This window comes from Paraburkholderia lebeckiae, assembly GCF_014201005.1.
GTDB lineage: Bacteria > Pseudomonadota > Gammaproteobacteria > Burkholderiales > Burkholderiaceae > Paraburkholderia > Paraburkholderia tuberum.
The window spans coordinates 57378-81484 of sequence record NZ_JACHDK010000021.1; the positions used below are offsets into that span (position 1 = coordinate 57378).

General features: G+C 62.3%; 23 protein-coding genes. 9 read left to right on the top strand and 14 right to left on the bottom strand.

The genetic code is table 11. From position 1 onward, the window contains the following. Nucleotides 1–11 precede the first annotated feature (11 nt). Both HDG39_RS28130 and HDG39_RS28135 read left to right on the top strand, forming a co-directional pair. Entirely contained in the window at nt 12–632 is a 621-nt protein-coding gene (locus HDG39_RS28130) for a LysE family translocator (protein WP_184010604.1), read from the top strand. Between the two features lie 257 nt (nt 633–889). Beyond that, on the top strand, nt 890–1867 hold the full coding sequence (locus HDG39_RS28135) for a 2-dehydropantoate 2-reductase (protein WP_018424732.1): 978 nt from the start codon (nt 890–892) through the stop codon (nt 1865–1867). Nucleotides 1868–1953: 86 nt separating this feature from the next. Here HDG39_RS28135 and HDG39_RS28140 read toward each other — a convergent pair whose 3' ends face one another. From HDG39_RS28140 to oxlT, 3 genes are all read right to left on the bottom strand, one after another. Next, nucleotides 1954–3405, bottom strand: a complete 1452-nt coding sequence (locus HDG39_RS28140; RefSeq protein WP_184010666.1) for an aldehyde dehydrogenase family protein — start codon at nt 3403–3405, stop codon at nt 1954–1956. A gap of 92 nt (nt 3406–3497) precedes the next feature. Continuing rightward, the gene (locus HDG39_RS28145) at nt 3498–4481 is read right to left on the bottom strand and encodes a LysR family transcriptional regulator (protein WP_184010606.1); all 984 of its coding nucleotides are present in this window, start codon (nt 4479–4481) and stop codon (nt 3498–3500) included. Nucleotides 4482–4511: 30 nt separating this feature from the next. After that, nucleotides 4512–5867 carry an oxalate/formate MFS antiporter gene (gene oxlT, locus HDG39_RS28150; protein ID WP_184010608.1) on the bottom strand — a complete coding sequence of 452 codons (1356 nt, stop codon included), beginning with the start codon at nt 5865–5867 and terminating at the stop codon, nt 4512–4514. Nucleotides 5868–6238: 371 nt separating this feature from the next. Between oxlT and HDG39_RS28155 the strand changes: the two genes are divergently transcribed. Beyond that, nucleotides 6239–7186, top strand: coding sequence for a LysR family transcriptional regulator (locus HDG39_RS28155; RefSeq protein ID WP_184010610.1), 948 nt, complete (start codon nt 6239–6241; stop codon nt 7184–7186). Between the two features lie 96 nt (nt 7187–7282). After that, on the top strand, nt 7283–7603 hold the full coding sequence (locus tag HDG39_RS28160; RefSeq protein WP_184010612.1) for an HAD family hydrolase: 321 nt from the start codon (nt 7283–7285) through the stop codon (nt 7601–7603). An 83-nt stretch (nt 7604–7686) separates the two neighbouring features. Here the strand turns inward: HDG39_RS28160 and HDG39_RS28165 are convergent, their stop codons facing one another. The 6 genes from HDG39_RS28165 to HDG39_RS28190 form a co-directional block, all read right to left on the bottom strand. Then, nucleotides 7687–8541, bottom strand: a complete 855-nt coding sequence (locus HDG39_RS28165) for an NAD(P)(+) transhydrogenase (Re/Si-specific) subunit beta (protein ID WP_260328308.1) — start codon at nt 8539–8541, stop codon at nt 7687–7689. Between the two features lie 53 nt (nt 8542–8594). After that, nucleotides 8595–9410 carry a fumarylacetoacetate hydrolase family protein gene (locus tag HDG39_RS28170; RefSeq protein WP_184010614.1) on the bottom strand — a complete coding sequence of 272 codons (816 nt, stop codon included), beginning with the start codon at nt 9408–9410 and terminating at the stop codon, nt 8595–8597. Between the two features lie 9 nt (nt 9411–9419). Beyond that, entirely contained in the window at nt 9420–10667 is a 1248-nt protein-coding gene (gene frc / locus HDG39_RS28175; protein ID WP_018424724.1) for a formyl-CoA transferase, read from the bottom strand. 24 nt (nt 10668–10691) lie between these two features. Further along, on the bottom strand, nt 10692–12455 hold the full coding sequence (locus HDG39_RS28180) for a thiamine pyrophosphate-binding protein (RefSeq protein WP_184010617.1): 1764 nt from the start codon (nt 12453–12455) through the stop codon (nt 10692–10694). Nucleotides 12456–12911: 456 nt separating this feature from the next. After that, the gene (locus tag HDG39_RS28185; RefSeq protein ID WP_013091210.1) at nt 12912–13631 is read right to left on the bottom strand and encodes a GntR family transcriptional regulator; all 720 of its coding nucleotides are present in this window, start codon (nt 13629–13631) and stop codon (nt 12912–12914) included. Further along, nucleotides 13609–13827: a hypothetical protein gene (locus tag HDG39_RS28190; RefSeq protein ID WP_184010619.1), complete on the bottom strand. Its 219-nt coding sequence runs from the start codon at nt 13825–13827 to the stop codon at nt 13609–13611. The genes HDG39_RS28185 and HDG39_RS28190 overlap by 23 nt, the downstream gene beginning before the upstream one ends. Before the next feature lie 374 nt (nt 13828–14201). On the opposite strand from HDG39_RS28190, the gene shiA reads away from it, so the two are divergent. The 3 genes from shiA to HDG39_RS28205 all read left to right on the top strand — a co-directional run bounded on the left by shiA (nt 14202) and on the right by HDG39_RS28205 (nt 17480). Then, nucleotides 14202–15521 carry a shikimate transporter gene (gene shiA, locus HDG39_RS28195; RefSeq protein WP_184010621.1) on the top strand — a complete coding sequence of 440 codons (1320 nt, stop codon included), beginning with the start codon at nt 14202–14204 and terminating at the stop codon, nt 15519–15521. Nucleotides 15522–15937: 416 nt separating this feature from the next. Beyond that, nucleotides 15938–17341: an L-lactate MFS transporter gene (locus HDG39_RS28200; protein WP_184010623.1), complete on the top strand. Its 1404-nt coding sequence runs from the start codon at nt 15938–15940 to the stop codon at nt 17339–17341. Nucleotides 17342–17351: 10 nt separating this feature from the next. After that, nucleotides 17352–17480 (top strand): MFS transporter small subunit, encoded by a 129-nt coding sequence (locus HDG39_RS28205; protein ID WP_184010625.1) that lies wholly within the window; start codon nt 17352–17354, stop codon nt 17478–17480. Between the two features lie 74 nt (nt 17481–17554). Here the strand turns inward: HDG39_RS28205 and HDG39_RS28210 are convergent, their stop codons facing one another. The 3 genes from HDG39_RS28210 to HDG39_RS28220 all read right to left on the bottom strand — a co-directional run bounded on the left by HDG39_RS28210 (nt 17555) and on the right by HDG39_RS28220 (nt 20359). After that, nucleotides 17555–18589 (bottom strand): SGNH/GDSL hydrolase family protein, encoded by a 1035-nt coding sequence (locus HDG39_RS28210; protein ID WP_184010627.1) that lies wholly within the window; start codon nt 18587–18589, stop codon nt 17555–17557. A gap of 132 nt (nt 18590–18721) precedes the next feature. Next, on the bottom strand, nt 18722–19147 hold the full coding sequence (locus HDG39_RS28215; protein WP_184010629.1) for a DUF3830 family protein: 426 nt from the start codon (nt 19145–19147) through the stop codon (nt 18722–18724). A 300-nt stretch (nt 19148–19447) separates the two neighbouring features. After that, nucleotides 19448–20359, bottom strand: a complete 912-nt coding sequence (locus HDG39_RS28220; RefSeq protein WP_184010631.1) for an AraC family transcriptional regulator — start codon at nt 20357–20359, stop codon at nt 19448–19450. A gap of 182 nt (nt 20360–20541) precedes the next feature. Here HDG39_RS28220 and HDG39_RS28225 point away from each other — a divergent pair, with 182 nt between their 5' ends. After that, nucleotides 20542–21543, top strand: coding sequence for a helix-turn-helix transcriptional regulator (locus tag HDG39_RS28225; RefSeq protein ID WP_184010633.1), 1002 nt, complete (start codon nt 20542–20544; stop codon nt 21541–21543). An 82-nt stretch (nt 21544–21625) separates the two neighbouring features. Here the strand turns inward: HDG39_RS28225 and HDG39_RS28230 are convergent, their stop codons facing one another. Together HDG39_RS28230 and HDG39_RS28235 are read right to left on the bottom strand one after the other, a co-directional pair. Next, a complete protein-coding gene (locus tag HDG39_RS28230) occupies nt 21626–22387 on the bottom strand; it encodes an ABC transporter permease (RefSeq protein ID WP_184010635.1) in 762 nt (253 codons plus the stop codon). Then, nucleotides 22384–23310, bottom strand: a complete 927-nt coding sequence (locus HDG39_RS28235) for an ABC transporter ATP-binding protein (protein ID WP_090810431.1) — start codon at nt 23308–23310, stop codon at nt 22384–22386. The genes HDG39_RS28230 and HDG39_RS28235 overlap by 4 nt, the downstream gene beginning before the upstream one ends. Nucleotides 23311–23636: 326 nt before the next feature. On the opposite strand from HDG39_RS28235, the gene HDG39_RS28240 reads away from it, so the two are divergent. Next, nucleotides 23637–24095 (top strand): hypothetical protein, encoded by a 459-nt coding sequence (locus HDG39_RS28240; RefSeq protein ID WP_184010637.1) that lies wholly within the window; start codon nt 23637–23639, stop codon nt 24093–24095. Nucleotides 24096–24107: the final 12 nt, after the last annotated feature.

The window sequence follows — 24107 nt, forward strand, 5'->3', positions numbered from 1 at the left end:
TGCAAGCCGTCATGTCCCTTACCGCCTGGCTATTCTTTTTACCCGCCTGCTTTGCCATCAACCTCGCACCCGGGCCCAATAACCTGCTTTCGATCAATGTGGCCGCCCGTCATGGCTTCATGAAAGCGTTCGTCGGCGGCAGCGGCCGGCTGCTCGCCTTCGCGATGATGCTCGCACTCGCCGCGACCGGTCTCGCGGTCGTGCTGCATGCGTCCGAGTGGATCTTTCTGGCGATCAAACTCGCGGGCGCCACTTATCTGATCTGGCTCGCGATCCAGTTGTGGCGCAGCGACGCACCCGCAATCGATACGTCGCAACCCCAGGAGGCCGCGCTCTCGCGCATCGCACGACACGAGTTTTTCGTGGCGGCGGGCAATCCGAAGGCGATTCTGGTCTTTACCGCGTTCCTGCCGCAATTCGTCGACGTCGCGCAGCCGATACTGCCGCAATTCGCCGCGCTCGGCGCGAGCTTTCTGGTACTCGAATGGGTGGCGATTGCATTGTATTCGTGGGCCGGCATGTATCTCGGCAAATGGCTGATGCGCGCGCAGATCCGCCGCTGGTTCAATCGCTGCTGCGGCGGATTTCTCGCGGCAATCGGCGTGAGTTTTCTGCTGGTTCGGCGCGGCTGAGGTATCTAGGGCCTGTTCACGCGCGCGGAAAGGCACGTTCGCAAGCCCGTTATTAGCGTGAACAGGCCCTAGGCTCTCCGACAGTCGAAGCAGCATTCACGTCGCGGTCTTGTCATAACGAATAACTAATACATCGACGGAGAAACTTTAACTATCAGCATTCGTCGCGCCACCTTATGCTCGAACCGTGACCGGGCCGCGGATTACTGCAATGCGGCATTGGGCGAACGGCTTTTTCATCGTCACGGAGCGACATCATGAAGATCTGCATCTTCGGAGCGGGAGCGATTGGCGGTTTAATGGGCGTGCAATTGGCACGCGCCGGCGCGGACGTCAGCTTCATTGCGCGCGGCCCGCATCTGGCCGCGATGCGTGAACACGGCGCGCGCCTCATCATGGACGGCGAAACGTTCAGCGCGCCGGTGCGCTGCACGTCCGATCCACGCGAACTCGGCGTCCAGGACTTCGTCATCGTGACGCTGAAGGCGCATTCGCTGCCTGGCGTGGTCGATTCCATGCAACCGCTACTCGGCAAGCACACGGCGATCGTTACCGGCGTCAACGGCATTCCATATTGGTACTTCTATCAGCACGGCGGGCGCTTTGCCGGCACTCGGCTGACGAGCGTCGACCCCGACGGTTCGCAATGGACCAAGCTCGGACCCGAGCGCGCGATTGGCTGCGTACTCTATCCGGCGGCGGAGATCGTCGAACCGGGGGTGATCAAGCACGTGTACGGCAAGAAGTTTCCCATCGGCGAACCCAGTGGCGAGCGCACCCCGCGCATTCAGCAATTGCACGAGATCATGCAGGCGGCCGGCTTCGAAGCGCCGATTCGCGACAACATTCGCGACGAGATCTGGCTCAAGCTATGGGGTAATCTGTGCTTCAACCCGATTAGCGCATTGACGCATGCAACGCTCGATGTGCTCACGAGTGACCCGGGCACGCGCGCGGTTTCACGCACGATGATGCTCGAAGCGAAGCGAATCGCGGATCAGTTCGGTGTGCACTTTCGCGTCGATGTGGAAAGGCGTATTGATGGCGCGGGTGCGGTCGGTGCGCACAAGACATCAACGCTCGTCGATCTCGAGCACCGCAGGCCGATGGAAATCGATCCTTTATTGACCGTCGTGCAGGAAATGGGGCGACTCGTTGCCGAACCGACACCCACTATCGACGTCGTGCTCGCACTGATCAAATTGCGCGAGAAGATGGCTTTACAGGGCAATTGACCGAGTACTCGTCAATTCCTTTTCGTCTTGCAACACGACCTGAAGGATCGGATGCGATGCATCCGATCCTTTTTTCACATTGGACGTTATTGATCTATCGCCACCCACACCGCCTTCGGCTCCGTGAAGTTCTCGATCGCGACATCGCCATGCTCGCGACCGAAGCCCGAATCGCCAGCACCGCCCCACGGCAAACGCACGTCCGTATAGCCGTAGGTGTTGATCCACACCGTGCCCGCCCTCAGGTCGCGCGCCACGCGATGCACGCGGCTCAAGTCAGCGCTCCACACGCCTGCCGCGAGACTGTACGAAGTGCCATTGGCGATTCGGATCGCGTCCGCTTCGTCGTTGAAACGGATCACGCTCGCCACGGGCCCGAAGATTTCTTCCTGCGAAATGCGCATTTCGTGCTCGACATTCGCGAACACGGTTGGCTCGACGAAAAAGCCGCGATTGCCGACGCGCGCGCCACCCGTCACGAGCGATGCGCCTTCCGAGCGTCCCGTGTCGACATAGCTCAATACGGTCTTCATCTGCGCGGCCGAAATCAGCGGTCCCATCGACGTTTCGCGCAGCGCGGGATCGCCGACCTTGATCGACTTCGCGCGCGTGGCCAGACGCTCGACCACTTCGTCATACACGTCGCGATGCGCGAGTATCCGCGACCCGGCGGAGCACACTTGCCCCGTATTGAAGAACACGCCCGACGCCGCGGCTCGCACCGCATTGTCGAGATTCGCGTCGGCAAAAATCACGTTGGCCGACTTGCCGCCGAGTTCCAGCGTCACGCGTTTGAAGTTGCCCGCCGCGCCCTGCAGGATGCCTCGTCCCACCGAAGGCGAACCGGTGAACGTGACCTTGTCGATACCGGGATGCGAGACCATCGCGTCGCCCACCACGCTGCCTTTGCCGGTGACGATGTTGAGCACACCCGGCGGCACGCCCGCTTCGAGCGCCAGCTCGCCGATGCGCAACGCGGTGAGCGGCGTGATCTCGGCGGGCTTGACGATCAGCGTGCAACCGCATGCGAGCGCGGGCGCGATCTTCCACATGCCGATCATCAGCGGAAAATTCCACGGCACGATTGCGGCGACCACGCCGACAGGTTCGCGCAACGTATAGGTCAATGCATCGGGACGCGTCGGCACCACCTGGCCGTTGATCTTGTCGCACCAGCCTGCGTAGTATTCGACGGTATCGATCGCGGCGGGCACGTCCTGACGCATCACCGCGGCAATCGGCTTGCCGCCGTCGAGACTTTCGAGCGCGGCGAGTTCTTCCATGTTCTCGCGCATCAGGCCCGCGAGACGTTGCAGGATGCGCCCGCGTTCGGCGGCCCGAATCGAATTCCATACTTTCAATGCGCCGCGCGCGGCGCGCACCGCGGCATCGACGTCGGCGGCGCTGCCTTGCGCCACCAGTGCGATCGGCTCCTCGGTCGCGGGGTTGATGTCGACGGAATATTCCCCGGTGCCTGGCGGCATGCGCTTGCCGTCGATCAGCAGATCATGGTGCCTGAGATCGGTCTGGATTTCCATCATGAAGCTCCTTGAGTAGGACATTATGTGGTTGACTGACGGCGCATCGATCGAATGCCGCGCGTCGCGCAAGCTTTTCGGTCGGCCCCTGCCTAAGGTTCCGGCAACAGGCTTTGCCGCACGGACCGCCAGTTGAAGCTTGGCGTCGCGGCTGCGGCAGGCGCTTCGTTCGCGATCGGCGAATGATCAGTCGTCGACGCGACAAACTGCCCCCACGCAACAGCCGCATTGGGACGCAGCGAGCGATTTCTGCGGTGCACGAGTACCGTCGTCAATGCCGTTTCGGGGACCAGCGGACGACTCACCAACGAAGCGCCCGGCGAAGGCCAATGCGCATCGACAGGCAATACGCCGACACCCAGTCCCAATTCGACCATGCGCGCTACGGCCGCGACGTGTCCGAGTTCCTGCAACGGCAGGCGCTTCGATCCGTTCGCGGCGAGTACCGGTGCAAGCGCGGCGCGCACGCCAGTATCGGCATTCAGCGTTATCAGCGGACATTCTCGCAACGCGTGCCATCCGATGCTGTCTTGCCGCGCCAGCGGATGCGCGGACGGAAACACTGCATGCAGTGGCGTAGTGAAAAGTACCTGAGCGTGCAGTAGAGGACTATCGACAGGTGCAGTCACACAGACCACGCCGAAATCCACCTCGCCCTGCTCGACACTGGCCAGTACGCTGCTTTGAGGCTGATCCTTGACCGACACGACCAGCTCGGGAAAAACCGACGCGCACTGCGCCAAAGCCCGCGGCACCCAGCCCGATGACAACACCGGATTACTCGCGAATAAGACGACGCCCGTGTGTCCGTCGAAAGCAGCGCGCTCTTCGAGCAGCGTCAATTCGATTTCGTCGAGCAGCCGGCCAATTCTTCTCTCGAGACTCGCACCCGCATTCGTCAGTTCGACCTGGCGTGTCGTGCGATCGAACAGCTTCAATTCGACCGCGTCTTCCAGTTCACGCACGCAACGGCTCACGGCCGACTGCGTCAGATCGAACTCGCGCGCCGCGCGCGTGAAACTCCGCTCGCGCGCGACCGCGACGAATACCTTGAGCTGCTGCAGCGAAACATTCATGGCGTCGGTTCCGGGCGCGCGACGCTCACGTTATTCGCCAGACTGTCCGGGCCAGTGACTCATTCGCGACGCATTGCCATTGCCATTGCCATGACCCGCGACGGCCAGCGCGCCCTGAGGTTCGTTGTGCGATTCGATCCAACGCGCGCGCATCGGCTCGAGGATGAACTTCGCCGAAATGCCGGCTGCGATCGTGATGACGGCGGCAAAGACGAAGACAAGGCTCCAGCCGCCCGTCGCCGCGAGTACGGACGCGATCGGCACCAGCAACGAGGCCGTGCCCTTCGCGGTGTACAACGTGCCGGCATTGGCGGCCGCGTACTTGCTGCCGAACGTATCGGCGCAAGTCGCCGGGAAGATCGAGAAGATCTCGCCCCAGAACAGGAAGATCAGCGCGGCAAAGACCATGAACGCATACGGATTGCTGCCGAACTGCATCATGCCGAGCAACGCGAGCCCCTCGCCGATGAAGATCACGAACATCGTGTTTTCACGGCCGATCTTGTCGGAGATGAAGCCGCACAGCGGACGCGTCAAGCCGTTGAAGATATTGTCGATCGACAGCGTGAGGGTCAGCAGCGGCAACGTCGCGCCGAAGACCGTCATCGGAATGCGCGCTATGCCCCAGTCTTTCGCGATCGGGCCGATTTGCGCGGTCGCCATCAAGCCGCCCGCCGCGACCGCGACGAACGACGCGTAGATCACCCAGAACACTGGCGTTCTGATCATCTGGCGCGAGGTGAAATCGACCTTCGACACCGCGAAGCGGCTCTTGCGTACCCCCGGCTGACGCAGGATCGGCCGCGTCAGGAGCAGCGCGAGCAGCAGAATGCTGACGCCTTGCACGATGCCGAAGAACAGGAACGTCTCTTCATAGCCGCGGCGCGTAATCATGTTCGCAATCGGAATCACCGTCAGCGCCGCGCCTGCGCCAAAGCCCGCGGCCGTCAAACCCGCGGCGAGACCGCGCCGGTCGGGAAACCATTTGAGCGCGTTGCCGACGCATGTTCCATACACACCGCCCGCGCCTATCCCGCCAATCACCGCGGCGAAATACAACATGCCGAGCGTGGTCGCATGCGAATTGAGAATCCACGACAAACCCGCGCATACCGCGCCGGCTGCCACCACCGGGCGCGGCCCGAATCGATCGACGAGCCAGCCCTCGAACGGCACGAGCCACGTCTCGGTCAGAATGAAGATCGAGAACGCGAGCTGGATCGACGCCTCGCTCCAGTGATGCCGCGCATGCATAGGAGCCACGAATAACGTCCACGCATATTGCAGATTCGCCACCAGCGCCATGCATACCATGCCGATGACGAGTTGCCACCATCGGTTACGCCAGGACATACGGGTCGTCGATTGCTGGGTGATATCGTTCATGAGCCTTGTCTCCACTATTTATTTAGTGCAGCCGGCTTACGCGCCGCGCTGGATGTGTCCCGCCTTATCGTTATGGCCCGAGAACTTTCGCTATTCGGGATAAATCTCAATCGACGCTTTTGCGTTTCCGCAGATCCCCGAACTCGTCTTCTATAAAATTCTTGCTTTATTCCGACCAGAACCACGCTTCAGCCGGTAAGCATTACGGGTTATTCCCCGCTATTGAGTCCGCCACACCACATCTCTATGCGTTAACCCGCGTATTACAGCGGCTATTCGGCTTCTTATAGGTTTCATGCTAGGGTCATTGCTGAATTACTCATAATTAAAGTTTGTTATTATGTTGATTCACGTTTCCTTATACATCGACCATGACGATGCGCAATGCAACTCTGCGGCAACTGAAGGTCTTTGAAACGGTAGCGCGCCACCTGAGTTTTTCGCGCGCCGCGGAAGAATTGCATCTGACTCAGCCGGCCGTTTCCACCCAGGTCCGGCAACTCGAGGAACATGCGGGGCTGCCTCTGTTCGAGCAACTCGGCAAGAAGATCTATCTGACGCCGGCCGGCACGGAAATGCTCCACTACAGCCGCGCGATCATGCAGCAGTTCCATGAAGTCGACGAAGCGATGAGCCAGTTGAAGGGCGTCTCCGGCGGCAAACTGAATGTTGCGGTGATTAGCGCGGGCGACTATTTCTTTCCGCGCCTTCTCGCCGAATTCACGCGTCGCTATTCGGGTGTGGATCTCAATCTCGCGGTACACAACCGCGAAGAACTGCTTCATCAACTGGCGACCAATCAGACCGACCTCGCGGTCATGGTGCGTCCGCCGCACGAAACCGACGCGACCAATGAACCGTTCGCTCCGCACCCGTACGTGATCGTCGCGGCGCCCACTCATCCGCTTGCGCACAAGCGCAATATCCGCTTCAGTCAACTCGCGAACGAAGCGTTCATCGTGCGCGAACGCGGCTCGGACACGTGGAATTCGATGGAAGAAGGTTTTGCCGGCCGGCTGTCCAATCTGAAGATTGCGATGGAGATCAAGAGTACCGAGACGATCAAGCAGGCGGTCATCGCCGGCATGGGCATCGCGTTTCTGTCCGCCCATACGATCAGCCTCGAATTGCAACTGCGTCATCTGGTCGTGCTCGACGTCGAAACCTTTCCGGTCATGCTCAATTGGTATGTCGTGCATCGGAAGAACAAGCGTCTGCCGCCGGTTGCCGTCGCCTTCAAACGCTTCCTGATGGAGGAAGGCGCCAATCTGATCGAAAAGATCACCCGCGTGAAGGAACTGAGCGTGCATAAGCCGTAGGCTATGGAAAGCCAATAAAACTTTAACTATTGCAAATCGATCGCGACTTCTATGCTGCAAGCGAGTTCTTTCACTTGCGAGCCGAGGAGGCCGATCATGAACCACGCTCCGGTTGAATCCCGTATCAGTACACGCAACGCTCGCACAGCGGCGGCGGATCACGAAGACCAATCCGACGATGCGCATCTGAGCGCCTACAATGCCGCGTTCAGCGAACTTGGGCTGCGGTTTCGCTGGGACCGTGCGACGTTCGACATGCTGAAAGAGTTCAATGGCGAGTTGGCGCGAATCACCGCTTATATCGAGCGCTATCACAGCCACCTGCATCGGGCGTACGATGCCGACTTTCTCGCGCAACTGATTCTGCATAGGAAGACGCAGTACTACAGCGAATTCGCCGCGACCGTGGGCGAATAGAAGCATTGAAAAAGACTCGGGCGGCGGGATCATCGTCCCGCCGTCTTTGCTATTGGCAATCTGGTCTCCTGGCGGCGCATGCATCATTGATCAGAGCGACGTGTAGTGAAATGAACCGGCCGCTTGTGCGCGCATTGGCGTGCACAGTCGCGCTGGCGGCCGTTTCCGCGTCTACCGTCACGTCCATCTCGACTATCTGCAGAGGCACGCACGCGCATCACCGCCGGCGTGACATCGCGAAGCGCCCACGTCTGCTCTTCCCCGCCATGCCACTCGATGTTCGCGAGCAGGCCCGGCTTGCCGATCGCCAGGCCATCGCTACGCGCGGCGAAGGCATACATGCGCGCTGCGCAACTGACGCGATTCGCCGCGTGAGCTGGATTGGCCGAGTACTCGCGGCTCAGCATCAGATGCACGCCCATTGCCAACGCCAGCGCGCCCGTCGCGAGCAATGCGGCGAGTCCGAATGGCTGTGCCTGTTCAGTGACGAAACCGTAACCGAGCCATCCGCATAAAAACAGCGCAAACAGATTGACGACGTGATGTCCCGGCCGCGCGACCGCCTTGAGTTGCAATGCGCCGCGCAGCTTGCAGAACGCAATCGCCGAGATCGCAAAGAGCAGCGCGCCGATCAACACGGCTGCAAACAGTTCGATGCGTTCGGTGTTCTCGCGCGCCGCTGCCAACAGGTAGCGCGTAAAGCCTATCGACGCGACCGCCAAACCGATGCCGCTGCCAAGCAATGCAAGCATCCGGGGCCTGCGTGTCAGATCGCGTTCGCGCACGCATGAATACCGATGCGCCGACCGTCGGCCGAACTGTCGTCGCGAGAGCGCGGCCAACGCCACCAGCAGCACCGCAACCAACGCAGCGGTGACAGCCACGGCGAGCAGCAACAACAGGTCCATCCACACGGCACTCCCACAAGCTTGCAGCATGCGTGATCCTCCGTGATGCGATGAAAAGCAAGAGCCGCGAGGCCCGGCCCTCGTCAACCGACGGTCGCGGTATCGCCCGATCGCCGTGGCTCGTCGCGCTGCGCCGCGCTCAAGGTATTGGTCAGCGTGCCTATCCCATCGATCGTGATCGAGACCGTTGCACCGTCCTTGATCGACCCCACGCCCACCGAGGTGCCGCACGCAATCACGTCGCCGGGTTCGAGCGTCAGATCCTGCGATATCAGACTCACCTGCTCGGCCGGCGAAAAGACCATGTCGGCGAGCGGATAGTTCTGACGCTCGGCGCCGTCGAGCGTGGTCAGGAGGCGCGCCGCCCGCCAGTCGAAACCGGAGACGATGGCCGGACCCAGGCAACAGAAGGTATCGAAGCTCTTCGCGCGACACCACTGAGGAAAATGCGGATTCTCGTTAAGCAGATCGGCGGCGGTGACGTCGTTGACGAGCGTGTAGCCGAAGATCGCCGCCTCCGCCTGCTGCGCATCCACGTCGCGGCAACGCTGGCCGATCACGATGCCGAGTTCGCCTTCGTAGACGATCTTGCCCGCGTAGTGACGCGGCCGGCGGATCGGCTCGCCCGCGCCGATCACCGACGCCGCCGGCTTCAGCAGAAACAGCGGATGCGTGGGCACGGGTTTGTCGAGCTTCGCGGCGAGCGCGTGATAGTTATTCCAGAGCGCGACGATCTTGCCGGGCGAGCACGGCGCCAACGGCGTCAATGCGCGCAGCGACAGCACTGCGCCGGTCGGCACCGGCTGCGCGAGACTTTCGTACTCGTGCAGATAGGCGCCTTCGACACGGCCGAACACGATGCCGCCGTCGCCCGACATGAACCGCATCCACGTCTGCATGCCTCGCTCCTAGATTGCGCCCGCCGTGCGCAGTGCCGTGATCTGCTCGGCCGAATAGCCGAGCTCGGCCATCACTTCATCGGTATGTTCGCCAAGCAGCGGCGAGCGTTTGACGTCGGTCGGGCTGTCGGACAGCTTGATGGGATTGCCCACTGTCAAATACTTGCCGCGCTTCGGATGATCGACTTCGACGATCGTGCCGGTTTTGCGCAGCGACGGCTCCTCGGCAATTTCCTTCATCGACAGGATCGGGCCGCACGGAATGTCGTATTCGTTCAGGATCTGCATCGCCTCGAACTTGGTCTTCGTCATCGTCCAGCGTTCGATTTCGGCGAAGATCTCCTTCAAGCGCGGCAGGCGCGCGGGCGCCGTCGCGTAGTCGGGGTCCGTGGCCCATTCCTCCTTGCCGATCACGTTGCAGATCTTCGCCCACACGGGCGCCTGCGTGATGAAGTAGATATAGGCGTTGGGGTCGGTCTCCCACCCTTTGCATTTCAGAATCCAGCCCGGCTGGCCGCCGCCCGACGCATTGCCCGCGCGCGGCACCGCTTCGCCGAAGGTGCCGTTCGGATATTGCGGATACTCCTTCATCACGCCGGTACGGTCGAGCCGCTGCTGGTCTCGCAGTTTGACGCGGCACAGATTGAGCACGCCGTCCTGCATGGCCGCCAGCACGCGCTGGCCGCGTCCGGTATGCGTGCGTTGATAGAGCGCAGTGACGATGCCGAGCGCGAGATGCAGCCCCGTGCCGCTGTCGCCGATCTGCGCGCCGGTCACGACCGGCGGGCCGTCGTCGAAGCCGGTGGTCGACGCCGCGCCGCCCGCGCATTGCGCGACGTTCTCATAGACTTTGCAGTCCTCGTAAGGTCCCGGGCCGAAACCCTTCACCGATGCGACGATCATGCGCGGATTCAATTCCTGAATCCGCTCCCACGTAAAGCCCATCCGGTCGAGCGCGCCCGGTGCGAAGTTTTCGACCAGTACGTCGCATTTCTGGATCAGCGATTCGAGCACCTGCTTGCCTTCCGGATGCTTGGTGTCGATCGTGACCGAGCGCTTGTTGTGATTGAGCATCGTGAAGTACAGGCTATCCACGTCGGGAATATCGCGCAGCTGCTCGCGCGTGATGTCGCCCGCGCCTGCCCGTTCCACCTTGATCACGTCTGCGCCGAACCATGCGAGCAATTGCGTGCAGGTCGGCCCCGATTGCACATGCGTGAAATCGAGGATGCGCACACCGTCGAGTGCCTTGGCCATGTCGTATCTCCTGAACGATGAGGGTTATTTGTACATGGTCTGGTTCTTCGTGCCCGGTGCGTACTCGCGCGGGTCGACCCAGATGTTGACCACCGCCGAGCGGCCGGTGCGATGAATCGCTTCGCGCGCACGCTGTAGCGCGCTCGCGATCTGCGCGGGATCGCGCACTTCTTCGCCATAGCCGCCGAGCATTTCGGCGAATTTGCTGAACGGCACGTCGCCGAGCAGATTGCCGACGTTGCCGCGTTCTTCGCCGTATTTGGCAAGCTGGCCGTAGCGGATCTGGTTCATCGCCGAGTTGTTGCCGATCACCGCGAGATACGGTGCGCCGAAGCGGTTCGCGGTTTCCATGTCGAACGCGGTCATGCCGAACGAGCCGTCGCCGTAATAGCAGAGCACTTCCTTGTGCGGATGGGCGAGCTTCGCCGCCAGCGCGAAGCCGGTGCCGACACCGAGCGAGCCGAGCGCGCCGGGGTCCATCCACTGGCCGGGGCGGCGTGGGCGCACCGCTTGCGCGGAGATCGTCACGACGTCGCCGCCGTCGCCGATATAGACGGTGTCGTCGGACAGGAACTCGTTGAGTTCGTACGCCACGCGATACGGATGAATCGGCGTGCTGTTCGAGCGGAACAGCGGCATCAGTTTTTCGGTCGCGCTCGCTTCGGCGTCGCGCAACTGCGCCATCCATTTGCGGCGCGCCTGACGCTTGTCGTCCTTGATACGACCGCTCGCGGCCTGCAACACCGCGGCGAGGATCGCGCCCGGATCGCCGACCAGGCCCAGATCGATATCGCGATTCTTGCCGACGGTTCGATAGTCCATATCGATCTGCACCAGCGTCAATTCCTTGCTGATGCGTCGGCCGTAACCCATGCGGAAATCGAACGGCGTGCCGACCACGATCAGCACGTCGGCATTCGCAAACGCCTGCGAACGCGTACGATCGAAATGATGCGGATCGCCCGGCGGCAGCAGCCCGCGGCTCGCTCCGTTGAAATAGCCGGGAATCTCGATGCCGCGCAGCAGCGCGATCGCTTCCTCGTGACCGCGCGCGGTCCACACCTGCTGGCCATACAGGATCGCGGGGCGTTCCGCATCGACGAGAACGTCCGCCAGTTTCTCGATGTCGCGCGGGTCACCGATCGATTTCGTCGACGCGCGATAGCGGCCCGGCTGTGGCACGACCGCGCGCGTCGCCTCGACTTCGCGGTCGAGCACGTCGCGCGGAATTTCCAGGTAGGCGGGACCGGGCGCGCCGTTGAAGCATTCGCGCGCGGCCATCGAGATCATGTCCGCCACGCGCTCGGTACTCGACACGCTCGCGGCGAACTTCGTGATCGGCGCCATGATGTCGACGTGCGGCAGGTCCTGCAGCGAGCCCATCTTGTGCTGCGTCAGCGCGCCCTGCCCGCCGATGTGCAGGATCGGGCTTTCCGAGCGGAACGCGGTCGCGATGCCGGTCACCGCGTTCGTGCAGCCGGGGCCGGCGGTCGTCACCACGCAGCCGAGCTTGCCGGTCTGGCGCGCGTAGCCGTCGGCCGCGTGCGCGGCGACCTGCTCGTGGCGCACGTCGATGATGCGGATGCCTTCGTCGACGCAGCCGTCGTAGATATCGATGATGTGGCCGCCGCACAGCGTGAAGATCGTGTCGACCCCCTCGTTTTTCAGCGCCTTTGCGACCAGATGGCCGCCTGACACGACGCCCGATTCGCGGGTCTTCTGCTTGAGCGTGTCGTCGGCGGTCGTGGTGGCCGTGGCCGGACTCAGGGATGAAACAACTGCAGACATGGTCATCTCCTCATCAATCGGATGTGCAACGGTTATCGACGGACGCGTCCGCTTCGGTATACGTCCGGTTGCACCGACGTCTCACGGCTTCGAAGATACCGTATGTGATATATCACATTCCTTCAAGGCCAATTTCGAGACATAGACGGCGCGAAGTTTGTGCTGCTCGAGCTTGCCAGCCGCAGCTTTGCGCCGAATCTACAAGGCTCTGCGGCAGTCATCTCGAGGGAAAACACCAGGTCGTGCTTACACCGGTCGCTGTTGATATATCACATACCATATTTTCAGGACCGTCAAGCAAGGTTTATCCCGCAGCGCGGCGGCGACCTCGTTTTGTTTGCCGTTCGCCGCCGCGCGACCTGCGCATCGCTCGAAGTGCGCGCACGCAAAAAAGCCCGCGGTGCATGCACACGCGGGCTTGTCGCAATCAGCAGCCAGGCAGCGTCTACGCCGACATCAATCGAGGAAATCGCAATTGGCTTCGACGAACGCCGCGAGATCGAGCGAATGCTGGCGCGTGAGCCGCTCGGCGAGTTCGGTATCGCGCTTTTCGAGCGCCTCGATGATGCGCAGATGATCGACGATGGAGCGCGCGGCCCGGTCGCTCTGCGAGATGGTCATGCGCCGGATCGCGCGCACGTGGATGAAGATGTTCTTGATCGTGTCGAGAATGATCTGCGACTTCGACAGCTCGACGATCGCTTGATGAAACGCGATGTTCGCGTCCGAATACTCGGCGATATGCTCGGCCGGCGTCGTGTCGCGGAAATTGTCGAACATATGGCGCAAGCGGCCGATTTCCTCGTCGGTCGCGTGCAGCGTGGCGAGCCGCGCGGCCATGCTTTCGAGCGCGGCCCACATCTGGATCATCTCGACGATTTCGCGTTTGCTCTTGCGCACGATGTAGATGCCACGCCGCGGCACCATGCGCAGGAAACCTTCCTGCTCGAGCAGCGTCATCGCTTCGCGCACCGGCGTGCGGCTCACGCCGAGCGATTCGCTGAGCACGCGCTCGTCGAGACGGATTTCTTCGCGATTCTGGTAGATATCCGCGTCGGCGATTGCCTGACGGAGCATCGCATAAGCCTGATCGCGCAAGCTCGCGCTCGCGCCGATTGGCTGCAACGACAGGGTCAACGGGGTGGCCACTGTTTCAGTTGGAAGTTCTGACGACATTCATCGCCTCTGCTTGAACACGCGCGCGATTCGGCGCCGCCGTTTTGCCGCGCTGCTCGCCCAGACCCACGAAGCGGCCATGTTGCGATGCAGGCGCAGCGACCGATTCGGGAATCCAGTCGGTCAGCAGAACGGTGGCGGCACAGCCCAACCCAACGACGGCCATGGCGAACAGCGCAAGAGGCACGAATTCCACGTGTAACTCCGGATGATTGAGAAGATTGATCCCTCAATCATATGCTGCAACGCCGCATTTTTCAATATTCGGTATGTAGTATATCAATACATGTTGTTTTTAAGATTACTTTCACGTTAGCACGCTGCGCGCTGCGTGGGTTCGTACACATCATTCCCCGCGACGGTTCTCCGTGGCGCTCGGTGTAAACACGCAAAACGCGCGCTATTCGCGCAGCCGCGTGCGATCATCGCGCATTTTCTCCATCACGCCGATTGTGGATTCCGGGTCGCGTCATTAACCTTCCGGACATTCCCTCCGCGGATCGATCGCGTCGAAAGCCTTGCCCGGGCGGCGCGATCGATTAAAGCACATATCACATTGAAGGAGACTCGATGAGCACCGCCCATCCGCAAGCCACAGTGGCCACTCACCGCAATGCGCGCAGTCAGGCTCGCAAGGCCGCGCTCGGCAGCTTTATCGGCGCCGTGGTCGACTGGTACGACTTCCTGTTGTACGGCATCGTCGCCGCGCTCGTGTTCAACGCCGAGTTCTTCCCGAACGTCGGCCCGGCGATGGGCACGCTTGCCGCGTTCGCGACCTTCGGCGTCGGCTTTCTGTTCCGGCCGCTCGGCGGTTTCGTGTTCGGCCATTACGGCGACCGGCTCGGACGCAAGCGCATGCTCGTGCTCACCGTGATGATGATGGGTCTGTCGACGGCCGCGATCGGTCTGCTGCCGGCGTTCTCGACGATCGGCTGGTTGGCGCCGGTGCTGCTCGTCACGCTGCGCGCGATCCAGGGCTTTGCGGTCGGCGGCGAATGGGGCGGCGCAGCGTTGATGGCCGTCGAGAGCGCGCCCGAGAAAAAGAAGGCGTTCTACAGCAGCGGCGTGCAGGTCGGCTACGGCGTCGGGCTCGTGCTGTCGACGGGACTCGTCGCGCTGATCAGCCGCTCGATGGACAACGCCGCGTTCCTCAGCTGGGGCTGGCGTCTGCCGTTTCTGTTCAGCGTCGTACTGGTGCTGATCGCGCTGTGGATCCGCTCGAGCATGGAGGAATCTCGGGAGTTCGTCGAGAAAGTCGGCCAGCATGGCGAGCGCCGCGTGCGCCTGCCGATCGTCGAAGCGCTGCTGCGCCATCCGACGGCCTTCCTGCTGATCATCGCGCTGAGGCTCGCCGAGCTGTTCACGATGTACATCGTGACCGCGTTCGCGCTGAGCTACTCGACCACGAACCTGCACATGCCGCGCGAGTTTTTCCTGACGATCGGCTTCGTCGTCGGCGCGCTCAGCTGCGTGACGATTCCGTGCTTCGCGTGGCTCGCGGATCGCTTCGGCCGCCGTCGCATCTATATGATCGGCGCGCTGGTCGGCGTGTTCAGCGCGGTGCCGTTCTTCCTCGCGCTCGAAGCGCGTTCGACAGTATGGATCGTCGTGTTCGCGGTGATGCTTGCCAACATCGCGCACGACATGGTCGTCAGCGTCCAGCAGCCGATGTTCACCGAGCTGTTCGGCACCGAGTACCGCTATAGCGGCGCCGGTGTCGGCTATCAGGTGGCGAGCGTGGTCGGCGGCGGCTTCACGCCGTTCATCGCGGTCGCGCTGGTCAGCTTGGCGGGCGGCTCGTGGCATCCGGTGGCCGCGTATCTGGCGATCGGCTGTCTGATTTCGGTACTCGTTGCAGCACGCATGAAGACCGGGCGCAAGATCGATTGACACCGGCGGAACTCGCCGTCGATACACGACGGGCCGGCGCGGCGAAGAAGCCGCGCCGGCCCGTTTCTTTTTGTGCCGCGCGTCGTGCGCGGCTCGCTTATTGGCGAATTTGCATAGTGGCTCTAGTCGGAAGTACGGAGCAACCGGCTCCGAGCGTCCCACGATTTGCACGATCGCGTGAAGAATATCCGCGTTTCACCAGGTTCACACCTTATGTCCGCGTGCTTCATATTGCGGAGCCATCGTTCACGTCCTATTGTTCGAGCCAGGCACGATTTTGGGTGCGTGGATCCGGATCTTATGAAATAAAAGTACATATAGCGATGACGCGACGGCCTGCGCAAAGTTACACTCCGCCGCCTCAAGGTAAATGCACGAAGCGCCGATAAACAGAACAACTGTAAGGAGACCCACTTATGAGTAGCATCAGCGAGCCGGGCGGCCAACGACGTTCAGCCCCATTTTTTTCCAAACAGGCCACCGTCGCACAGCCCGGCTTTTCGCGCTGGATGGTGCCCCCCGCGGCGCTCGCCGTGCATCTGTGCATCGGTCAGGCCTATGCGTTCTCGGTATTCAACGGACCGCTGACCAAAGTGATCGGCATCACGCAGTCCGCGCCCGATGACTGGTCGCTGACCGCGCTCGGCTGGATCTTTTCGCTCGCGATCGTGTTCCTCGGTTTGTCGGCGGCATTCGCGGGCAAATGGCTCGAACACGTCGGTCCGCGCCGCACCATGTTCACGGCAGCATGCTGTTTCGGCGGCGGGTTCCTGGTGGCCGCGCTCGGCGTCTATCTGCATCAGATCGTGCTGCTATATCTCGGTTACGGCGTGATCGGCGGGATCGGGCTGGGTCTCGGTTATGTGTCGCCGGTGTCGACGCTGATCCGCTGGTTCCCGGACCGCCGCGGCATGGCGACAGGCATGGCGATCATGGGCTTCGGTGGCGGCGCGATGATCGCGGCGCCGTTGTCGGTCGCGCTGATGAACCACTTTCATAGCGCAACGAGCGTGGGCGTCGCGGAGACCTTCATCGTGCTCGGCATCGTCTACTTCATCTCGATGACGATCGGCGCGCTCGCGATCCGTGTGCCGCCCGCCGACTGGAAGCCGGCCGGCTGGACACCGCCCGAAGTCACGCAGCACCGGCTGATCTCGCGCAACCATGTGCATATCGATCAGGCGTTGAAAACACCGCAGTTCTATCTGATCTGGTTCGTGCTGTTCCTGAACGTGACGGCCGGGATCGGCGTTCTCGGCCAGGCCTCGGTGATGATCCAGGAGAGCTTCAAGAACACCGTGACGGCGTCGGCTGCGGCCGGCTTCGTCGGATTGCTGTCGCTGTTCAACATGGGTGGACGTTTCGTGTGGTCGTCGGCGTCGGACTGGATCGGTCGCAAGAACACCTACGCCATCTTCTTCGTGCTCGGCGCGGTGCTCTACTACTTGGTGCCCAGCTTTGCCGCGAACGGACAGATCGCGCTGTTCGTGCTGACGTACTGCATCATCCTGTCCATGTACGGCGGCGGCTTCGCGACGGTGCCGGCCTATCTCGCCGACATGTTCGGTACGGCGTTCGTCGGCGGCATTCATGGACGGCTCCTGACCGCGTGGGCGGCGGCGGGTGTAGCGGGTCCGGTGCTCGTCAATTACATCCGCGCATATGAAGTCGCGAACGGTGTCGCCAAAGCAGACGCGTACACGATGACCGTGCATATCATGGCCGTGCTGCTCGTAATCGGCTTTATCTGCAACCTGCTGGTCAAGCGTGTGGATGAGAAGCACCACATGACCGATGCACAAGTCGCCAAGGGCGCGTGAGGAGATCCGTATGTCGACCGTTCAAACCGTACATCCGACCAACAAGGTGATGCTCGTGGTGTTCTGGGTGTATGTGATGATTCCGCTTGCCTGGGGGGTGATCAATACGCTCACGCAGGCGATGAAGTTGTTCAGGTGATGACCTGATGGGGTGCGCACCCCGGCCTGGTTGAGGGGCGGGGTGCCGATAGCGCGCCCCGCCTTAGTCTTCCCTCACCGCCCCAACCCGCTATGCGCGATCTGCTGCTCGACGAACTGCGCAAACAACGCGTGCATATGCGTCGTCGGATGCAAGTCATCGGCGAACATGTAAGTCTGATCCGCATTGGCGCTCACATAGGTCGCCGGCGAACATAGCAGCGCGGTGTCATCGGGCGTTTTCTTCGGATCGCAGGCCTGCCCCGTATTCGACACGGTAAAACCGTTCGCCTGAAAGCTTCCGATCACCTGATTCGTCCACGTGTATGAATCGACCTCGATCACCTTCGACTGCAGCCCATCGGTTTGCAACGCGGTATTCAACGTAGCGTTGAAAAGCTGCGACAACTGCGTGAGGTTCGCGCCACCATCGGCCGAAGCGAGCCCCTTCGGCGACAGCCCGATATTCGGCAGATTGATCACCACCACATGCGTGCCGCCGTTCTGCACGATCTGCCCGACGAGCTGGGCGAGCGTCGTGGCCGCCGCCTGCACGATCGGCGCCGCCGCGGGCAGGTTGCCGGCACGGAGCACATCGTTCGCGCCCACCCACACGAGCACGAGCTGATTGGCGTTGAAGCTGCCGTGAGCGCTCAGATAGCTCGACAGTTGCTGATTGACCGGCATTTCGATGTCGCCGATGACGTCGCTCAGATAGTCGTACTGGTTCGCCGGCGTCGCCACCGTCGAGCCCCCTTCCGCGTAACCAAAGCCGCTCTGCGCACTCAGCTTATGCGTGAAATCGATCGTGAACGCGGCGCTGAGCGTATCGCCGTAGTATTGCGCGACCTGCTGGGCCCACACCTGGCCGGGATTGGTCGTGAAACGCCCGCCTCCCGCCGCGCTCGCGAGCGGCGCATAAGTCCCGACGTCCGACAGGCTGTCGCCGAACGACACGACCTGCAGCTTGACGCCGCCAGGCGGCTCGGCCGCCGTGCCGCCGCCGCTACTCGACCCGCCGCTGCCGTCACCGCCCCCGCCGCAAGCCGAGAGCAGCACGATCGACATGGCAAAAACTACAGCGCAGACCTTGTCATTTATTCCTCGCATTTGCTCCTCCTCGCCGGGCGGGCCTGACGGTGTCGAGTACGTCACCTGCGTGATCGCTGCCGGATTGGCGCCCGATCGCCGACGGCTCTTGGAACAAGCATCACATATGCCCAGCAAGGAAATGCGGCTCGCTCAAAGCCTCTCGAACACCACCTCCTGCGCGCCTTCCCACAGCACCTTCGTGCCGAGCTCGCGCAGTTTTTCCTTGCCTTCGACGATCGTCAGAAAATGATTGCCCGCGAGTTGCCCCATCTTGCTCGCGAAGCAGCATGAGCCATATGCGAGGATGATCTCGGTCTCGCTATAGCCGCCCGGATAGAACAGGATGTCGCCGACCGATGGATGGCTCGTGTGATTCTCGAAGCCGACCGCGACGCCGTCGTTCTCGAGCTTGAATTCGCCGAGCGGCACCCAGCAGCCCTCACCGCTCCAGCGCACATGGATCAGCTTCTGCCGGTACGGCAGCAGCTTCAGGAAGGCGGCCACGGTCTGCGGCGCATCGGAATGGGTTTCGGCGATGAAGGCGTGGCCGCAAGCGGTCATCTTGAGTCGGGTCATGGCGCGTTATCCGGTATGTGGGGTTCAAAAGCGGTTCGATTCTGTCGTCCGATGCAAGGTTTCGACAGATACAGTTGTCGGCGCCGCGGTCAGTCCAGTTAGACCACGTCCGATCGCGGGCGGCCGGTCGAACCGCGAAGCCTTGCGCCACCTGCCATGCCAGTTTGCACCGCGCGCCGCCACGAAAGTTCGTAGTTTGCAAGCCGCGCAATGCAAAGCACACTGCGCGAGTGCATGATTCCGACTGTAGAAAGGCGAGCCGTTACGGCGTGCGCAGGCAAGCATCAGCCGGCGTGCATCTCAACCGCGCAGCCGGTAGGCGAGCGGCGTCGCACCATAGCCACGCTTGAACTGCACGGAGAAATGACTGGCATTCTCGAAGCCAACTTCGAGCGCGATTTGCAGCACGGTTCGATCCGTGGCGCGCAGCAGCCTCGCCGCTTCCTCGAGCCGCAAGCGCGTCACGAACTGATGCGGCGTCTCACCGGTCTCGCGGCGAAACACCCGAGCAAAATGAAAGCTGCTTAGGCCGGCCTGCTCGGCCAGTTCGGCGATCGCCAGATCTTCGGCGAGATTGGTGCGGATGTAGTCGGTCACTCGGCGGATCCGGCGCGGCACCAGCCGTTCGGGCCGCGTCGCGCCGCCGCGCCGCGCGTCGTTGCCGCTCGAATAGTGCTGCAGCAGGTGCGCGGCGAGCGCGTGAGCCAGCGTATCGACATACAGACGCGAATCGGCCGGATCGCGGGCGGCGCGATGCAGCGCGGCAAGCATCGCGGCGATCAGCGGATCGTTGAAGCGCATCGCGTCGCCGAGCGACAGTTCACGCGACGCGTCGAGCCCCATCTGTTGCGCGACGCTGTCGATCAATTCGCGCTCGATGTGCACGTGCAACGTAGACAACGGCTCGTCGCTGATCGAATGCCAGCGCCACGAGATCGGCGCGGGCGGCACGAACCACAGGTCGTTCACGCGCATATCGGCGCTTTCCCAAGCACCGCCGAGGTTGCGTTCGAGATGCTCGGCGCCGCTCGCGAGCGTCATCAGCGTGAAGTCGCGCAAACCGGGCGCCTCGAGCAGGTCTTGCCGCACCGGCTCGAGATACGAGCGCAGCACCAGATGCCGCCACTCGCGATCCACGCTCGACACGAGTCGCTGGCCGGCCATGTAGCGGTCGTAGGCGAGCGTCGTCGTGAGCTTGGGAATTCGTGCCATCACATCCCCTCGAAGGAGGTGCCGTATGGAAGGAGAAACACCGCCGTACCCGTATTGCCGGTCCACTGTCAGCGCAAGATCACAAAAATGATAGCAAGGAACCGGCTACCGACATTTCACGAAATCGCTAATCATTGAGGTTGTCGTCTTTCACGCGTTTAGAACGCCGGAGCTACCGTTTCATGGAACATGAATGCGATACGCTGCCGCAGTGGCTGACCGGCTCGCCGCAAGGCGAAGCCGGGCACGCGTCGGCAGCACACCCGAGAGCGGCATCCGCCCAACCGGCTTACCCGGCCGGCGCGCGGCACGCCGCGAAATCAGCCCACGCGGCTGAAGCAGTGAAGATGTCTCCCCGCGCCGCGAATGGTGCGGGCAGCAGTGGCTTTCTCACTCTGTTCACCGAGGAAGAGATCGGCACGCCCTCGCCCGCGGCGCGGCGTTCCGCGCCGCTGATCGGTCCGCTCGGACGGTTCGGCAGCGCGCAGGACCGCATGGAGTTCGTGCGTCAGCGCATCAGGCAATTGGGCTTCGACTCGTTCAGCTATACCGCCACGCGCACGTCGTCGCATCACAAGACGATGTTCGTGTTGACGAGCTACGAGTCGCAGGCATGGCTCACGCGCTATTTCCGCGAGCGCTATTTCGAGCTCGACCCGCGCGTCGCGCTCGCGTCGCCGACCGGCATGCCGTTTCTGTGGAATACCGCCGACCTGCGCGCCGATCTGCCGCGCGCGCAGCTGCGCAGCGAGCGGCTCGGCGCGCTGATCGACATGCTGGAGGCTACCGGCCGCAAGAGCGGGATTCTCACGCAGATGCCGCTGCCGGAGCCCGAGCTGAGCGCGAGCCTGTGCTTCAATTCGGAGATCGGCAACCCGCGCTGGATGACCGAATCGATCGTCGCGGAAACGCTGATGTTCGCGCACTCGATTCATGAGTTCATCTGGATGCACGCGAAAAGCGTGATCGGCATCGCGCCCGCGCAGCAGCAGTGCATCGCGCTGAGCAAGCTGCAGCACGCGGTGCTGAAGGCGGTCGTGCAGGGGCAGCGCGACAAGGAAATCGCGTATTTCCTCGGGCTGTCGCCGCATAACGTCGACTATCATCTGCGGCGCTTGCGGCAGCTGTTCAACGTGCGCAACCGCGTGCAGTTGATCAATGTCGCGCAGGCGTATCTGTCGTAGTTGTAGTCGGCGTCTGCGCGTATCGATGAAGAGGGCGCGACGGCTTTTCGCTGTCGCGCCCTCTGCCAATCGCGCGGTCTTATCAGCTTTTCAATCGATAGCCGGTCCTGAAGATCCAGCCGACGATCACGAGGAACACCGCGAGGAACAGCAGTGTCATGCCGAGACTCAGGCCGACGCCGACGTCGCCCAACTCGTAGAAACTCCAGCGAAATCCGCTGACCAGATAAACGATCGGATTGAACAGCGTGACGGCGTGCCAGAACGGCGGCAGCATGTCCACCGAATAGAAGGCGCCGCCGAGAAACGTGAGCGGCGTGACGATCAGGAGCGGCACTAGTTGCAGCTTCTCGAAGCTGTCGGCCCAGATGCCGATGATGAAGCCGAGCAGACTGAACGTGACCGCCGTCAGCACGAGAAACAGCACCATCCAGAATGGATGCATGATCTGCAACGGCACGAACAGCGCGGCGGTCGCGAGAATGATGAGCCCGAGCAGGATCGACTTGGTGGCCGCCGCGCCCACATAGCTGACGACGATCTCCAGATACGATACGGGCGCCGACAGCAGCTCGTAGATCGTGCCCGTGAAACGCGGGAAGTAAATCCCGAATGAGGCGTTCGCGACGCTTTGCGACAGCAGCGACAACATGATCAGACCCGGTACGATGAACGCGCCGTAGCTGATGCCCTCCACTTCCTTGATACGCGAGCCGATCGCCGAGCCGAACACGACGAAGTACAGCGACGTGGAAATCACCGGCGCGATGATGCTTTGCATCAGCGTGCGCCACGTGCGCGCCATTTCGAACTTGTAGATCGCGCGCATTGCGTAGATGTTCATGGGTTCCCCCGCAGCAGACTGACGAAAATGTCTTCGAGAGAACTCTGCGTGGTGTGCAGGTCCTTGAAGCGGATACCGGCGTCGTCGAGCGATTTCAGCAGCGCGATGATGTCGGTGCGCCCGCCCTCGCCTTCATAGGTGTAGGTCAGTTCGTTGCCGCCGTTCGCGACCGCGAGCCCGTAGCCGGCGAGCGAAGCCGGCACCGTGTCGAGGGGGCTCTCCAGTTGCAGCGTCAACTGCTTCGTACCGAGCTTGCGCATCAGCTCGGTCTTCTCTTCGACCAGCATGATTTCGCCCGCGTTGATCACGCCGATGCGGTCGGCCATCTCCTCGGCTTCGTCGATGTAATGCGTGGTCAGGATGATCGTCACGCCGCTCGCCGCAAGCGAGCGCACGAGCTTCCACATGTCGCGCCGCAGCTCGACGTCGACGCCGGCGGTCGGCTCGTCGAGAAACAGCACGCGCGGCTCGTGCGACAGCGCCTTCGCGATCAACACGCGCCGCTTCATGCCGCCCGACAGCGTGATGATCTTGTTGTCGCGCTTCTCCCATAGCGACAGGTCGCGCAGCACTTTCTCGATGTAAGCGGGGTTCTTCGGCTTGCCGAACAGGCCGCGGCTGAACGACACGGTGGCCCAGACGGTTTCGAACGCGTCCGTGGTCAACTCCTGCGGCACGAGGCCGATCAGCGAGCGGGCGGCGCGATAGTTGGAGCCGATGTCGTGGCCGTCCACCGTCACGCCGCCTTCGCTCGCGTTGACGATGCCGCAGACGATGCTGATCAGCGTGGTCTTGCCCGCGCCATTCGGCCCGAGCAGCGCGAAGATTTCTCCACGGTGGATCGCCAGATTGATGTTCTTCAGTGCCTGAAAACCGCTGGCATAGGTTTTCGACAGATTCGTGACCGAAACGATTGGCTGCATGGACTCGATGATGGCAGACACCGCTGTTGAATGAGGGGAAACGGCGCGAAGGAACGCGCCGCATCCGCAATGTAATGGAAAGTGCGAAAGCGTGCAGCGGCGATTTCCCTGCGGCGCAAGACATTTCGGCCCTGATGGGTCGGGGCGCAGACCGAGGCTCGGCGCGGCGACGGCTTTTTACGCCGAGGTGCTGCGGTGCGCGCCCGGAACGCGGCTTGCAATCACGTTCGACAGATTCACGCCGAGGTTTCAGCAACGTGAAAGCCCCCCAAGGCACACCCCTTGCGACGCCTGCATCACATCAACCCTTTTCGTGGAGGTAAATCATGAAACGCATGACCCGGACGATTTTTGCTTCCGCGCTCGTGATAGCGTTGTCGGGCGGCGTGTACGCGCAGGCGGGCGGCGGTGCGGGTGGTGGTGCCGGCGGTAGTGCGGGAGGTGCGGGTGGCGGTGCTGCCGGCGGCATGAGCGGCGGTGGCGGGGCCGGCAACGGCATCGGCGCAGGTGGCGGCACGACCGGCGGCGCAGCGGGTACGGCCACCCCGGGCGTTGGCCCCGGCTCGGTCCGCACGCCGGGCAACACCGGCTCCGGCTACGGTTCGCCGGGTGTGACCGGCACTGGCGGCGGCATGGGCACCGGCACCGGCGCGACCCCGAATAGCCCGGCGACCAATGGTTCGACGGGCGGCATGGGTAATAACATGAACAACGGCATGCGCAGCGGAACCGGCAATGGCATGAACAACGGCATGAACAACGGCACGATGCAGAACGGGCAGTAACCGCTGTTGGGC